The sequence below is a fragment of the Mesorhizobium sp. B283B1A genome (assembly GCF_020165735.1).
In the GTDB taxonomy this organism is placed as follows: domain Bacteria; phylum Pseudomonadota; class Alphaproteobacteria; order Rhizobiales; family Rhizobiaceae; genus Mesorhizobium; species Mesorhizobium opportunistum.
The window spans coordinates 96,034-111,137 of record NZ_JAIUIQ010000006.1 but is presented as its reverse complement, the minus strand read 5'-3'; the positions used below and the strand labels follow the sequence as shown (position 1 = coordinate 111,137).

12 protein-coding genes are annotated in these 15,104 nt (G+C 63.0%); 10 read left to right on the top strand and 2 right to left on the bottom strand.

Annotated elements, in window-relative coordinates; translation table 11 throughout:
* The first annotated feature begins 85 nt into the window (after positions 1-85).
* The 3 genes from LB577_RS06865 to LB577_RS06855 all read left to right on the top strand — a co-directional run bounded on the left by LB577_RS06865 (position 86) and on the right by LB577_RS06855 (position 4,505).
* Positions 86-2,497 (top strand): FAD-dependent oxidoreductase, encoded by a 2,412-nt coding sequence (locus LB577_RS06865; protein WP_224686107.1) that lies wholly within the window; start codon positions 86-88, stop codon positions 2,495-2,497.
* Between the two features lie 12 nt (positions 2,498-2,509).
* Entirely contained in the window at positions 2,510-4,063 is a 1,554-nt protein-coding gene (locus tag LB577_RS06860; RefSeq protein WP_224686106.1) for a trimethylamine methyltransferase family protein, read from the top strand.
* 127 nt (positions 4,064-4,190) lie between these two features.
* The gene (locus tag LB577_RS06855) at positions 4,191-4,505 is read left to right on the top strand and encodes a hypothetical protein (RefSeq protein WP_013894701.1); all 315 of its coding nucleotides are present in this window, start codon (positions 4,191-4,193) and stop codon (positions 4,503-4,505) included.
* 18 nt (positions 4,506-4,523) lie between these two features.
* On the opposite strand, the gene LB577_RS06850 is transcribed toward LB577_RS06855, so the two are convergent.
* Positions 4,524-5,549, bottom strand: coding sequence for a LacI family DNA-binding transcriptional regulator (locus tag LB577_RS06850; RefSeq protein ID WP_023765099.1), 1,026 nt, complete (start codon positions 5,547-5,549; stop codon positions 4,524-4,526).
* A gap of 294 nt (positions 5,550-5,843) precedes the next feature.
* Between LB577_RS06850 and LB577_RS06845 the strand changes: the two genes are divergently transcribed.
* The 7 genes from LB577_RS06845 (at position 5,844) to LB577_RS06815 (ending at position 12,064) form a co-directional block, all read left to right on the top strand.
* Positions 5,844-6,872 (top strand): Gfo/Idh/MocA family protein, encoded by a 1,029-nt coding sequence (locus LB577_RS06845; protein ID WP_224686105.1) that lies wholly within the window; start codon positions 5,844-5,846, stop codon positions 6,870-6,872.
* A gap of 2 nt (positions 6,873-6,874) precedes the next feature.
* A complete protein-coding gene (locus tag LB577_RS06840) occupies positions 6,875-7,780 on the top strand; it encodes a sugar phosphate isomerase/epimerase family protein (RefSeq protein ID WP_224686104.1) in 906 nt (301 codons plus the stop codon).
* 100 nt (positions 7,781-7,880) lie between these two features.
* Positions 7,881-8,891 carry a substrate-binding domain-containing protein gene (locus LB577_RS06835; RefSeq protein WP_023778067.1) on the top strand — a complete coding sequence of 337 codons (1,011 nt, stop codon included), beginning with the start codon at positions 7,881-7,883 and terminating at the stop codon, positions 8,889-8,891.
* Between the two features lie 87 nt (positions 8,892-8,978).
* Positions 8,979-9,776: an ATP-binding cassette domain-containing protein gene (locus LB577_RS06830; RefSeq protein ID WP_224686103.1), complete on the top strand. Its 798-nt coding sequence runs from the start codon at positions 8,979-8,981 to the stop codon at positions 9,774-9,776.
* Entirely contained in the window at positions 9,773-10,822 is a 1,050-nt protein-coding gene (locus LB577_RS06825) for an ABC transporter permease (RefSeq protein WP_224686102.1), read from the top strand. The genes LB577_RS06830 and LB577_RS06825 overlap by 4 nt, the downstream gene beginning before the upstream one ends.
* 170 nt (positions 10,823-10,992) lie before the next feature.
* Entirely contained in the window at positions 10,993-11,664 is a 672-nt protein-coding gene (locus LB577_RS06820) for an HNH endonuclease signature motif containing protein (RefSeq protein ID WP_224686101.1), read from the top strand.
* Complete coding sequence (locus LB577_RS06815; RefSeq protein WP_224686100.1) at positions 11,657-12,064, top strand: hypothetical protein; 408 nt, start codon at positions 11,657-11,659, stop codon at positions 12,062-12,064. Before LB577_RS06820 ends, LB577_RS06815 begins: the two co-directional genes overlap by 8 nt.
* Positions 12,065-12,335: 271 nt before the next feature.
* On the opposite strand, the gene LB577_RS06810 is transcribed toward LB577_RS06815, so the two are convergent.
* The gene (locus LB577_RS06810; RefSeq protein WP_224686099.1) at positions 12,336-15,032 is read right to left on the bottom strand and encodes an ATP-dependent helicase; all 2,697 of its coding nucleotides are present in this window, start codon (positions 15,030-15,032) and stop codon (positions 12,336-12,338) included.
* Positions 15,033-15,104: the final 72 nt, after the last annotated feature.

Genomic DNA, 15,104 nt, shown 5'->3' with positions numbered 1-15,104 from the left:
GCCCAGTGCGGCAAGTCGACGGCCCGCACTAGACACATATGTCCAGTGCGTCTATGGTGCCGCCCTCGAACAGGGGAGGGAAGCCTTGAAGTCGCACTACCGCGCAGTCGTCATCGGAGGTGGCGTGGTCGGCGCCTCGGTGCTCTACCATCTGACGCGGTTCGGCTGGTCGGATGTGGCGCTGATCGAGCGCGCCGAACTGACCGCCGGTTCGACCTGGCATGCGGCTGCTGGTTTCCATGCGCTCAACGCCGACCCCAATGTGGCGGCGCTGCAGGACTACACGATCAACCTCTACCGCGAGATCGAAGCCGAATCCGGCCAGGACATCGGCCTGCACATGACCGGCGGCGTCAACATCGCCAGCGATCCTCAGCGTTGGGAGTGGCTGAAATCGGCCTGGGCGGTGTTCCAATCGGTCGGCATCGAGACCGCCCGGCTGGTGAGCCCGCAAGAGATCAGAGAACTCTGCCCGATCGTCGATGTCTCCGGCGTGCTCGGCGGACTGCACGATTCCAACGAGGGCCATCTCGATCCCTACGGCACCACCCATGCCTATGCTGGCGCGGCGAAGAAGCGCGGCGCCGACATCATCCTGCGCAACCGGGTCGTCGAGCTAAAGTCGCGCGCCGACGGCCACTGGGAGGTCATCACCGAGCAGGGCACCGTCGTTGCCGAGCATGTCGTCAACGCCGGCGGGTTGTGGGCAAAGCAGCTCGGCCGCATGGCCGGCGTCGACCTGCCGGTGACGCCCATGGAGCATCACTATTTCATCACCGAGGACATTCCGGAGATCGCGGCACTGGATCGGGAAATCGGCATTGCCGTCGATCTCGACGGCTTTTCCTACCTGCGCCAGGAGCGCAAGGGCGTGCTGCTCGGTGTCTACGAGCAGAACCCGAAGCACTGGAACATGGATGGGGCGCCATGGGACTACGGCATCGAGCTCATCCCGGAAGACATCGACCGCATCAGCCCCGAACTCGCCAAGGCGCATGAGCGCTTTCCGTGCCTGGCGACGGCCGGCATCCGCAAATGGGTCAATGGCGCCTTCACTTTCACGCCGGATGGCAATCCGATCGTCGGGCCGGTGCGCGGTCTCAAGAATTATTGGGTCGCCTGCGGCGTCATGGCCGGCTTCAGCCAGGGCGGCGGCGTCGGCAAGTCGCTGGCCGAGTGGATGATTTTCGGCGAGCCGCAGGCCGATATTTTCGGCATGGACATCGCCCGCTATGGCGCCTTCGCCGCCAACCGGGAATATCTCAGGCAGACGACGCGGCAGTTCTATTCGCGCCGTTTCGTCATGACCTTTCCGAACGAGCGGTTGCCTGCCGGCCGGCCTTTGAAACGGCCCGGCGCCTATGACGGCATGAGTGCCGCGGGCTGCGAATGGACAGCGTCGTGGGGGCTGGAAATCCCGGCCTATTTCGCGCCGATGGGTTTTCGCGAGAACACCACGCTCAAGCGCTCCAATGCCTTCGACATCGTCGGCGACGAGGCATTGCAGGTGCGGCGGGCCGCCGGCCTCGTCGATATCTCGGCCTATTCGCGCTACGCGGTGTCGGGGCCAGGCGCCCAGGCATGGCTCGACCGGCTGCTCGCCTGCAAGCTGCCGAAAGCGGGACAGGCGCGGCTCGCGCCGATGCTGGGGCCAGATGGGCGGCTGAAAGGCGACCTCACGGTGATCAACTGGGGCGGCGGCGATTATTGGCTGATGGGCTCCTACTATCTCAGGGAATTCCACATGCGCTGGTTCGAGAGCCACGCGGCCGACGGCGTCACGGTCACCGACATTTCCGACGCGATGAGCGGCTTCCTGCTGACCGGGCCGAACGCGCGCAAGATCCTGGAACGCACCACCCACCAGGACGTGTCCGGCAAGGCGTTGCCTTTCATGGCGTGCGGGGCATTCGATGTCGGCATGGTGCGGGCGCGGGTTGCCCGGCTATCCATCGCCGGCGAACTGGGCTTCGAAATCAGCTGCCCGGTGGCCATGCATGCGACGCTGCGCGAGACGCTGCTTGCCGCAGGCGAAGATCTCGGCCTGGCCGAGATCGGCTATTACGCGCTCAATGCGCTCAGGCTGGAGAAAAGTTTCGGCATCTGGTCGCGCGAATTCACGCAGGGCTACAGGCCTGGCCAGTCCGGGCTCGACCGCTTCATCGCCTTCGACAAAGGCGATTTCATCGGCCGCGAGGCGGCGCTGAGGGACCGCAAGGCAGGCGTCTCGCAACGGATCGTGACGCTGGAGATCGATGCGCTCGACGCCGACGCCAGCGGCTTCGAGCCTATCTGGCGCGACGGAAGGCGCGTCGGCTTCGTCACGTCGGGCGGATTTGGCTACACGATCGGCAAGAGCGTCGCGCTGGCGTTGGTGGACGACGATTCTGCCAAGGAGGAGACGGCGCTTTCGGTGCACATTGTCGGCGTCGAGCGGCCGGCGCGGGTCATCGCGGCCTCGCCCTACGATCCGTTGGGCAAGGCGATGCGGCAATGAGGAGGATTTCCGATGATCGATGAGGCGGCACGTGAGGCCAGGCGCGAGCGCCGGCGCGGACGCACGGGCGAAGCCGGCAGCGAAAGCAGCCGCCGGCCCAACTATCGCTCGCTGAAGAACCCGTTCCTGCCGCAGCCGATCTTTTCGGACGACCAGGTCGCCTCGATCCACGACACGGCGCTGCGCGTGCTGGAAGAGCTCGGCATCAAGGTACTGCTGCCGCAGGCACGCGAGGTTCTCGCCCGCGCCGGTGCCCTGGTCGACCTGGATACCGACATGGTGCGAATCGGCCGCGACATGGTGGCGGCGGCGCTGGCCTCGGCGCCGAGGTCGATCCATGCCCGTGGCGGCGATCCTTCCCGCGATCTGACGCTCGAACTCGGGTCGATGACGTTTCTTGCCGGAAGCGGGGCGCCCAATGTCACCGATCTCGAGCGCGGCCGGCGGCCAGGCACGCTCGCCGCCTTCGAGGAGTTCATCAAGCTGGTGCAGCATTTCGATGTCCTGCATATGCTCGGTCCCTGCGTCGAGCCGCAGGATGTCGACAACCGGTTTCGCCACTATGCCGTCAATCGTGCGCAGCTGACGCTGTCCGACAAGTTTCCCTTCGTGTTCGCGCGCGGCACGCCGCAGGTCGAGGACGGTTTCGAGATGCTGCGGCTGGCGCGCGGCCTTTCGGAGGAGGCGTTCCGTTCGGACGCCTGGTGCTATACCGTCATCAACACCAACTCGCCGCGTCAGCTCGATATACCGATGGCGCAAGGCATCATCGATTTCGCCAAAGCGGGGCAGGTCTCTATCATCACGCCGTTCTGCCTGGCGGGCGCCATGGCGCCGATCACCGTTGCCGGTGCGTTGACGCTGCAGCATGCCGAAGCGCTGGCCGGGCTGACGCTGGCGCAGATCGTGCGGCCCGGCGCGCCGGTCGTCTATGGCTCCTTCTCCTCCAATGTCGACATGAAATCCGGAGCGCCGGCCTTCGGCACGCCCGAACACGTCAAGGCAACGCTGGGCGCCGGCCAACTGGCGCGCTTCATCGGCCTGCCGTGGCGGTCCGGCGGAGGCAGCGCGGCCAACATCTCGGATGCGCAGGCCGCGCACGAGACGCAATTCGCATTGTGGGGTTCGGTTCTGGCCGGCGCCACGGTCTGCATTCATGCCGCCGGCTGGCTGGAAGGCGGTTTGAGCGTTTCCCTGGAGAAACTGGTCACCGATGTCGAGGCGTTGCAGACGGTCGCTGAACTCTGCGCCGCGACGCCCGGCGACGACGATTCCATCGGCTTCGAGGCGATCGCCGAAGTGCAGCCGGGCGGCCATTTCTTCTCGGCCGGCCACACGATGGCGCGCTATCGTACGGCCTTCTACGAACCGCTGGTGGCGGACTGGTCGAATTTCGGCAACTGGACACAAAGCGGATCGAAGACGGCGAGCGAGCGCGCCACCGGCGTCTGGAGGCGCATCCTTGCCGATTTCGAGCCGCCGGCTTCGGCCGCCGCCACGGCCGGCATGCTCGACGAGTTCATCGCCCGGCGCACCGAGGAAGGCGGGGCGCCGCCCGTGTCATAAAGCCGATCTCCCGCTGATCGTCCTGGTTGTGGTGCGATCCGGAACTTGCAGTGCCTTCCGCGCATTCATGGTGTGCAGCCGGTGCCCATCGGCACCGGCGAGCCATTTTGAGGGGAGGACCGACACCATGGGTTTCGACCAGTATCACGAACCGCCTGAGGAACTGTCGCAGAAGGTGCGGACCTTTGCGCGCATGATCACCTCGCTGATCGAGGAGGCGGAAGCGATCTCCTGGTACGAACAGCGCATGTCGGTGGAGAAAGATCCGCAGGCTCGCGCCATCATGAAGAACGCGCAAGGCGAGGAGTTCAAGCATTTCGGCATGGACCTGGAATTCCTGCTGCGCCAGAAGACGGATTGGCGGGCGGAACTGAAGGAAATCCTGTTCACCACGGGCGATATCGTCGAGGCCGGCGAGAAGGGCGAGAAGAAGGTGGACTGAGCACCTTCTTCGCCTCCATCAATCGCTGTCGCGCGCGATCAGCTCCAGCGGCCAGACCTCGCGGATGATGCGCGGCCCTTCGGGGCCGGCGAAGGCGGGGAGCGAGGCCAGCAGCATTTCCGCCAGCCGCCGGCCCATTGCCTCCAGTGCCGGACGGAAGGCGGTCAGCGTCGGCGAGAAGTAGCGGCAGAGCGGCGTGTCGACGATGACGATCACGGCCATGTCATGGCCCGGCTTGATTCCCATCTCGGCCAGCGCCTTGCAGCCGCCAAGCGCCATCGCGTCATTGTTGAAGATGATGGCCGTCGGTGGGTCCTTGGAGCGCATGACTTGCGGCGTCACCTGGTAGCCGCCGGCCTCGTTGATGAAGCCGTCGGCGATCAGGTCGGGGTCGACCTCGATGCCGTGCCGCTTCAGCGCCTTGCGGTAGCCGTCGAGAAACAGGTAGCCGAAGTTGAGATCAAGTGAAGGGCGGATGGCGGCAATGCGCCGGTGTCCACGCGCCACCAGGCGGTCGACGGCTTCATCACCCGCCCTCTCGAAATCGATATCGAGAGAAGGATAGGTGTCGCCACCGGACTGACTTCGGCCAAGCGTGACGAAGGGAAAGCCTGCCTTGCTGAGATAATCAATCCGATCGTCTTCCCTTCGTGTATTGGCCAACACGACCGCATCGACCAAGCGCGTCTCAACCACGCGGCGCAACCGCTCCTGCTGATATTGGCCGGGCTCACCCATGACGACCATCAGATCGAGGCCATGCTCGGCGAGCTTCGCCTGCAGTCCAATCAGGAACGGGATGAAGAAGGGTTCGCCATATTGCTGGTCGCCCGGATGCGGCTGCAGCATGAAGGCGATCGAATGGGTGGCGCCTTGCCTGAGACTCCGGCCCGACTGGTTCGGGGAATAGTTAAGCTTCTTGGCGGCTTCGAGCACGCGCTGGCGCGTGTCGGCATTGACATCGGCACGGCCGTTCAGCGCCCGAGACACGGTGCCGATCGAAATGTTCAGGTGACGGGCAAGGTCATGAATGCTGGACGCCAAAGGACAATTCCCCCGCCTTGGCCGACGCAATTCCAGGAAAAGTGCGAAGCGGTTTTCCGCCCGGAATTGCGTCAAAACAAAGAGTTAGAGCAGTTCGCCGTTTCTTGAAAGGCTGAACTGCTCTAGCACCGGCTGCCGTTCAGGCCAAGGCTTCCGGATGATTTTCGAGAAGCAGCCGATTGACATTCTACGCTATCGGGTGTGTTCTCGTAAACGTTTACGGAAAAACGTTTACGGTGATGCCGTGGATGCCGTGACATTCGGCCTGGAGGGGCCGGACGGGAGGAATGCCGGATGATGAAAGCAGTCCTCGTCGGCTGTGGTGCGATGAGCAGACAGTGGCTCGATGCCGCCAGGCAGATCGACGGGCTTGCCATCGTCGGCCTTGTCGACCTCGACGCCGAACGAGCGAAGGCGAGGGCGGGCGAATACGATCTCACCAGCGCCGTCATCGGCACCAGCTTCGACACGGTGCTCGAGCAGACAAAGCCTGATGCGGTGTTCGATGTCGTTGTTCCCGCCGCCCGGCGCGATGTCGCTTTTGCCGCCTTTGCGCATAATTGCCATCTCTTGACCGAGAAGCCGCTGGCCGACAGTCCGCAGAACGCCCGCGCCATCATCGAGGCAGCCAAACAGGCAGGACGCGTGCACGCCGTCGTCCAGAACCGCCGTTACGTCGCCAATGTCAGGCGCATCCGGCGGTTTCTCCAATCGGGCGCCATCGGCAATCCGACCAGCATCCATGCCGACTTCTTCATCGGGCCGCATTTCGGCGGCTTTCGCGAAGAGATGGCGCATGTGTTGCTGCTCGACATGGCGATCCATACATTCGACGCCGCCCGCTACATGGTCGCCGGCGAGCCAGCCAGCGTCCATTGCCAGGAATGGGAGCCGGCCAATTCCTGGTACCGGCAGGGCTCGTCAGCCAGCGCCGTCTTCGACCTCGGCGGCGGCAAGGTCTTCACCTATGCCGGCTCCTGGTGCGCCGCCGGTTTCCGCACCAGCTGGGAAGGCAGCTGGCGCATCGTCGCCGAACGCGGCAGCCTCATCTGGGATGGTCACGATGTGCTGAAGGCTGAAATGGTGGCGCCCGGCCGCGACGGGCTGCTGGACAAGACCGAGCCGGTCGAGGTGCCGCCGCTCGACGCGTCAGACCGCATCGGCGGCCATCTCGGCATCATCAGGGATTTCATGCACGCCATCGAGACTGGCACCGAGCCAGAGACGCATGGCGCCGACAATATCAAGAGCCTGGCCATGGTTTTCGGCGCCATCGAAAGCGCCGAGACCGGACGGCGCGTCGCCATCGCAGAGGAAGCATAGTGATGCCCAACCCGCTTCTCGACATCCGGATCGGCACCATGGTGCGGGCCAATCTCGACGACCCGGCTGCCTATATCAGGCAGATCCTGCCGCTCGGCTTCGAGAGCATCCAGCCCTTCTTCTGGCAGACGCTTGGCGGCAAGGATTTGCCGCGGCTGGCCGGGCAGATCCGCGAGGCGATCGGCGACGCCGACGTCAGCGTGTCCTCGCTCGGCGTGTTCGGCAATCCGCTGGAGAGCGGCGAGGTCGATCGCGGCGTGCTCGAGGCCTGGGAAACGGTGATCGACAACGCGCATCTGTTCGGCGCTTCGACGGTCAGCGGTTTCACCGGACGCATCCGGGGCAAGAAGCTGACCGACAGCCTGCCGCGCTTTCGCGAGGTGTGGGGGCCGCTTGCAAAACGCGCCGCCGACAAGGGCGTGCGCATCGCCTTCGAGAATTGCGCCATGGACGGCAACTGGGCCGCCGGCGACTGGAACATCGCCCACAATCCCGACGCCTGGGAGCTGATGTTCAACGAATTGCCCGACGACAATCTCGGGCTGGAATGGGAGCCTTGCCACCAGCTCGTCTACTTGATCGATCCGATGCCGCAGATCCGCAAGTGGGCGCCGCGCATCTTCCATGTCCACGGCAAGGACGCGACGGTGCGCTGGGATGTCATCCGCGAGCACGGCGTGTTCGGCCGGCTGCCCTTCGTCCAGATGCGCACGCCAGGCTTCGGCGACAGCGACTGGGCGCGGGTGATCAGCGAATTGCGGCTTGCCGGTTACAAGGGCGCCATCGACATCGAGGGCTGGCACGATCCGGTCTATCGCGGCGACCTGGAGATCACCGGGCAGGTGCGAGCGCTGGAATATCTCAAGCAATGCCGGGGAGGTGCGAGCTACCTGCCGAACCCGATGTGAGGAAAGCCGGCGGGAGGAGCCGGCCAGCCAAGCGCGGCGCATTGCCGAAGCAAATGTCGAAACCCTCGCGCTTGCGAGGACAAAAAAGGGAGGAACGTGCATGAGCATCGCCAAGAGAACGACATTTCGCCTGACCGTCGCGGCAGCCGCCACGGCGCTCGCCGCCGCCATCTCGACACTGCCGGCCCACGCGCTCGACGCGCAATGGTGCAAGGACGTCCACATCCGCTTCTTCGTCGGCGGCGCCGAGGGCGACGCCTTCGGTACCATCGTCTACAATGGCGCCAAGCAGGCGGCGGCCGATCTCGGGCCGAAAGTCGACTACATTTTCTCTCAGTGGGACGTCGAGAAGATGGTGCAGCAATTGCGCGAAGCCGTGGCCGTAAAGCCAAACGGTATCGCCATGATGGGTCATCCCGGCGACGCCGCGATCATGCCGCTGGCCGAACAGGCGCACAAGGACGGCATCAAGATGATGTACCAGAACGTCCCGGTGCCGAAGGTGGTGGAAGCGTTCGGCGGCGGCTATATCGGCGCCCAGCAGGAGCAGCAGGGCCGTGCGCTCGGCGCCGAGGCGTTCAAGCTTGGTAAGCTCAAGGCCGGCGACAAGGCGATCATGATCGGCCCGTTCGAGAACGAAGCCCGTGGCGCACGCGAGCGTGGCACGGTGGCGGCACTCAAGGAAGCCGGCGTCGAGGTCATCCAGCTGTCGTCTCCGCCGAGCGGCGAATGGGCATCCGACCCCAATCTGGCGATACCGGTGATCACGGCGGCGCTGCTCAACAATCCCGATGTGAAGGCGGTCGGCTATCCGGGCGGCCAGATGCTCGGCAATGTGCCGACCTATATGCAGTCGGCGGGCAGGAAGCCCGGCGACATCTTCAATTTCGGCTTCGACACCAGCCCGCAGATCGTCGAGGCCTTCAAGGGCGGCTGGGTGCAACTGACGGCCGACCAGCAGCCCTTCATGCAGGGCTATCTGCCGATCCTCAGCCTTTGCCAGCAGGTGGTGCTGGGTCTGGCGCCGATGAATGTCGACACCGGCGCAGGCTTCGTCACGCCGCAGAACTACGAGATCGTCTCAGAGCTCGCCAAGCAGGCGTTGCGCTGACCTCCCAAGGCTGCCGGCCGGGTCTAGCCCGGCCGGCAGGACCGCCGGTGACAAGGCCGGCAAGCGACAATGAAAAGCGAGGATCCGATGGCCGAACGCATCATCGAACTGCGCGACATCAAGAAGTCCTATGGCCAGGTCTATGCGCTGGGCGGGGTCGATCTCAGCGTCGACCGTGGCGAGGTGGTCGGCCTGATCGGCGACAATGGCGCCGGCAAGTCGACGCTGATCAAGATCCTGTCGGGCGTCGTCAGGCCGACCAGCGGCGACATACTGGTGCGCGGCCAGCCGGTGACCGGATGGAGTGCGGCGCGCTCGCGCGACGCCGGCATCGAGACGGTGTTCCAGGATCGGGCGCTGGCGGTGCAGCAGACCATCGTGCGCAACATCTTCATGGGCCGCGAACTCACCGGCTTCATGGGCTTTCTCAGGGTTAACAAGGAGATCGAGGAGGCGAGCCGGCTGATGCGCGAGATCGGCTTCACCTCGAAGGTGTTCACGCCGCATTCGATCGTCGGCCAGCTGTCGGGCGGCGAACGCCAGGGCGTGGCGATCGCGCGCGCCATCTACAAGCAGGCGGAGCTGATCATCCTCGACGAGCCGACGACGGCGCTGTCGCTGACCGAGACCGCCAAGGTCTTCCATTTCGTGCGCCAGGTGCGGGCGAGCGGCCGCTCGATCCTGTTCATCGGCCACAACATCCATCATGTCTTCGACATTGCCGACCGTTTCGTGGTGCTGGATCGCGGCAAGGTGGCGCTGACCACTGACCGCAGCCAGGTCAAGTCGGCCGAGGAGCTCATCAATTTCATGGAAGACGTGGCGCATCCGGGCGGGCTGCCCGGACTGCACGATGGCGGCGAGACGGAGCAGACAGCGCGATGAGCAAGGCCATGGAACCCGATCTGCAAAGCCCTTTCAGTAGTCCAGGCGGCGACACCGCCGGCAAGGAATGGCGGCACCCGTCCGATCACTGGCTGCGCGGCTTCGTCATCGACAACCGCGCCTCGCTCGGCACGCTCGCCGTGTTCATCGTCATGATGGCGGTGTTCATGATCGCCAACCCGACCGTGTTCACCACCTGGTATCTCTACAGCTCCGTGCTGACGACGCTTCCAGTCGCGCTGTTCGTGGTGGTGCCGCTGGTCTTCGTCGTCACCTGCGGCGAGATCGACCTGTCGTTTCCGGCGACGATGGGCTTTGCTTCCTGGGTGTTCGCACTGGTGGTGCAGGTCGGCTACGATCCGTTCCTCGGTATTGCCGCGGCACTGGTCACCGGCGTGCTGCTCGGCTTCCTCGTCGGGTCGCTGGTGGTCTATGGCGGGCTGTCGTCGCTGATCGCCACGCTCGGCATGAACTTCCTGCTGCGCGGCCTGATCCAGATCATCAACGAGGGCAGGTCGATGGCGCTGACCGGCCTTGCCGACAGCTCGGCCTACAAGATCTTCTCCAGCCAGGTCTATGGCATCCCGGTGCAGATCTTCTGGGCCATCGCCTTCGTCGTGCTGTCGGCGATGCTCTACAACCGCCACCGCTTCGGCGCGCAGGTCAAGGTGGTCGGCGACAATCCCGACAGCGCCCAACAAATGGGCATCGACGTCAAGCGCGTGCGGGTGAAGGTGTTCGTCTTCGTCGGCATCGGGGCGGCGATCGCTGGTACGTTTTCGGTGATGATCAACTTCACCTGGTGGCCGACCGCCGGCGACGGCTACTTGCTGCCGGTGCTGGCCTCGGTGTTCGTCGGCGGCACCCCGACCTGGGGCGGCATCGGCACGGTGGCCGGCGGCGCCATCGGCGCGGTGACCGTGTCGTTCATCCAGACCGGCGTCGTGGCGGCGGGATTGAGCGGCTTCTACGTGCAGTTCTTCAACGGCCTGATCATCATCCTGTCGCTGCTGGGGCACAAGTGGAACCAGGCGAGGTACCGGTGAGGGGCGGGGATTTTGCCCGGGGGCGCGACCGCTTTAAAAACGAACGCTGCGGGCAGGCGGTTGCTAGGACCTCAATGACCAATCCGTCGAGCGCGCCTCCAGTGACAAAAGATGTTCATCAGCCAATCATACGGGGTGGTAGAAAGTCATTGTATGCGGCATTCTAAGTTATGCCGATTGCATTGCCAGATACAAAAATTCTGTGGGGGCGAGCAGGTGGGAAGTGCTCAAATCCGAAGTGCCGCGCTGACTTGACTAAAGTAGTTGACGGTGTGCCAACTTTTCATATTGGGGAAATGGCTCACGTTATTGCGCACAGCGCCGATGGTCCTCGTGGCCAAGCTGAAGGCGGACTCGACACGTATGAAAACCTGGTTTTACTGTGTCCAAACTGTCACACCGCCGTTGACAAGGCTCCAGCTGCATATTCGGAAGATCTGCTACGGGGATGGAAAAATGGACGAGAAGAAGAAGTCGAGCAAGCGGGACGCAATGTTCGATTTGAAAATTTTGATGAATTAAGAAACTATATTGGTCTGCTATTGGCGGAGAATCACGGAATTTTCTCGGAGGTTGGCCCGAATTCGCCGATAGCGAACGAGGATCCTGGTTCCGATGCTGTTGAAATTTGGACTGCTCGTATATTAGATACAATTTTACCAAATAATATAAAGATCTTGAACTCCATTGGAGGTAATATTTCTTTGCTGTCTAAGGAAGATGTGATCGCATTCCTCGCTTTCAAGAAGCACGCCTTAGCCTATGAGCAGCAGCAGTTTGGCCGTACGGAGTTTTATCCAAAATTCCCAAGCATCTTTTCTGAAAGATTTGGCTATGAGTGATTCCGTCAACCCTTGGAATATACCCTTCTCAAGAACGTCGTTTCTGCAAAAGATTCTTTTAAATCACGATAACGTGGAGAATTTGCGTAGAGAAAAGGATATCCTTTTTCTGTTTGATCGAAAGCAACAGGGAGACCAAATACGCCTACTTGGCGGCGACGAATATACATTTAGCCTTGCGTTGGTCATGCGTGCGTTGCAAGATTTTGGGCCACTTCAATATATTTGTGTAGGGGGCTCTTGGAATGGCTATTCGGCGCAAGCGAAAGATTATTGCCGGCAAAATCATATCGGGCTCTACAATTCCACTGAGCTGGCCGGGGGAATTTGGGCTACCCAATATTGGGATTATGCAAAGAAAGATAAAGACGGCAATCGATACTATAGCACTAAATCTTGACATTATATCAGTCTATGGCTTTGGATCGTTCTTTCGCGGCGAACTATTTCACGACGTAGATATGCTTTTTACTACTGAAATTTCAGACGAAAGGCTGCCGGACCTGCATCGGTCTCTTTGTTGGTGTCTAAGTGAATTGTCTCTTTCGATCGAATGTCGTGTTGATTTCACGCTTTTAACTCTCGACGAATTCTCGGGCGAGCCACTTAGAGATCACGCCAATTTGGTGAAGCTGATCTAAATTAGATTAGGATCGTTACAGGCGAATAGCTCACACAGCCGCGACAAACCCGTCCAGAACGCGTTTCTGGCCGGCCTTGTCGAAGTCGATGGTGAGTTTGTTGCCTTCGATGGCCGCAATGTTGCCGTTGCCGAATTTCTGGTGGAAGACGCGGTCTCCGACGCTGAAGGCGGAGGGCGTGTCGGAGACGGATTTGGCGACCAGTTCGCCGTCGATGGTGCGGCCCTTGACCGAGGTGCGGCCGGCGCCATAGCCGCTGTCGGTCTCGCCATAGCCGATGCGCTCGACCTGATGGCCCGAGCGCGTGCCCCAGTTGCGGTCGGTCGCCTCGGTGCGGTTGGCCTGCGCGCGCTGCCAGCCTGGCGTCGAATAGGTGTTGGAGAAGGCACCGGATTTTTCGGTGTTGGCGCCGACATTGTCGAAGCGCGAGGCGCCGTAGGGGTTCTGCCTTCCCGCTCCCTGGCCACGGCCCGATGCGAACGAGCCGCCGCCATAGGGATTGCCGTAGCCGCCATAGGAATTGCCGGCTTCGGCGACCTCGACGTGGGAGTTCGGCAGCTCCTCGAGGAAGCGCGATGGGATGGTCGATTGCCAGAGGCCGTGGATGAGGCGGTTGGAGACGAACCAGATATGCAGGTTCTTCTTGGCCCGCGTCAGCCCGACATAGGCCAGCCGCCGCTCTTCCTCCAGCCCTGAACGGCCGCCCTCGTCGAGTGCGCGCTGGTGCGGGAATAGGCCTTCCTCCCAACCGGGCAGGAAGACGGTCTCGAATTCGAGGCCCTTGGCCGAATGCAGCGTCATGATCGAGACGGCGTCGAGCCCGGCATTCTGCTCGGCATCCATGACCAGCGCGACATGCTCGAGGAAGGAGCGCAGCGACTCGTACTCCTCCATCGAACGGACCAGTTCCTTGAGGTTCTCCAGCCGGCCCGGGGCTTCGGCCGAGCGGTCGTTCTTCCACATATCGGTATAGCCGCTCTCTTCGAGAATGGTCTCGGCGAGTTCGGTATGCGGCGTGGTTTCCAGCGCCTTCTGCCAGCGTTCGAAATTGGCGGCGACCTCGCGCAGCGCGGCGCGCGGTTTCGGCTTCAGCTCGTCGCTTTCGGCGAGGTTGGCGGCAGCCTCCAGCATCGGGATGCGCAGCGCGCGCGCCGTGTCGTGGATCTGGCGGATGGTGGCTTCACCCAGCCCGCGCTTGGGCACGTTGACGATGCGCTCGAAGGCGAGGTCGTCGCCGCCATTGGCGACGACGCGGAAGAAGGCCAGCGCGTCGCGGATTTCCATGCGCTCGTAGAAACGCGGACCGCCGATGACGCGGTAGTTGAGGCCGAGCGTGATGAAGCGGTCCTCGAAGGCGCGCATCTGGAAGGAGGCGCGGACGAGGATCGCCATGTCGTTGAGGTTGTGCTTCTGACGCTGATAGGCCTCGATGGTCTCGCCGATGGCGCGGGCTTCCTCCTCGGAATCCCAGGCGGCGTGGACATTGACCTTGCCGTCCTCGGGATCGTTGCGATCGGTGAACAGCGTCTTGCCGAAGCGGCCCTCATTGTGGGCGATGAGATGGGAGGCCGCACCCAGGATGTGCGCGGTGGAACGGTAGTTGCGCTCCAGCCTGATGATGGTCGCGCCGGGAAAATCCTTGTCGAAGCGCAGGATGTTGTCGACCTCGGCGCCGCGCCAGCCGTAGATCGACTGGTCGTCGTCGCCGACGCAGCAGATGTTGACGGCGGCGCGGCCCTCCGCCGAAGAGCGCCCAATCTCCCCCCTTGAGGGGGAGATGTCCGGGGAGCCGACAGAGGGGGGCGGTGCCCCACCGGCCTGTCGGCGCGAGGCGCCCCCCTCTGTCCTGCCGGACATCTCCCCCTCAAGGGGGGAGATCGGCTTGCCTTCGGGCCGCTGCGCCAATAGCCGCAGCCACATGTACTGGGCGGTGTTGGTGTCCTGGTATTCGTCGACGAGGATATATTTGAAGCGCCTGTGGTAGTCCTTCAGCACATCCGGATTGGCGCGGAAGATGCGGATCGGATGGCACAGAAGGTCGCCGAAGTCGCAGGCGTTCAGCGTCTGCAGGCGTTCCTGATAGGCCTTGTAGAGCTCGCGGCCCTTGCCGTTGGCGAAGCTGCGCGCGTCGCCCTCGGCGATGTCGGCCGGGCCTTGGCCCTTGTTCTTCCAGCCGTCGATCATCTGGGCGAACTGCTTGGCCGGCCAGCGCTTGTCATCCAGGCCCTCGGCCTGGATCAGCTGCTTGATCAGCCGCACGACGTCGTCGGTGTCGAGGATGGTGAAGTCGGATCTCAGGCCGGCGAGTTCCGCGTGGCGGCGGAGCAGCTTCACGCCGATCGAGTGGAAGGTGCCGAGCCACGGCATGCCCTCGACATTGCCTTCACCGATCAGGATGCCGATGCGCTGCTTCATCTCACGCGCGGCCTTGTTGGTGAAGGTCACCGCTAGGATCTGTGACGGGAAGGCTTTGCCGGTGGCGAGGATGTGGGCGATGCGGGTGGTCAGCACCCGCGTCTTGCCGGTGCCGGCGCCGGCCAGCACCAGAACCGGGCCTTCGGTGGTTTCCACCGCCAGCCGCTGTTCGGGATTTAAACCCTTGAGATAGTCGGGCGCGTTGTTGTGGCCGCTGCGGGCAGCCATGGCGCGCGCGGCAATGCCCGACGGGGCCGTGGGCCGCGCATTGGGTTCGTCGAAAAAGGGCATGTCTTCGGAAAAGCCGGACATCTTCCCCCGAATGTAGTGATTCGGGAGGGAAAGACCAGAAGTGTCTACGTTTTGTTCCCGGTAAAGTGGCTG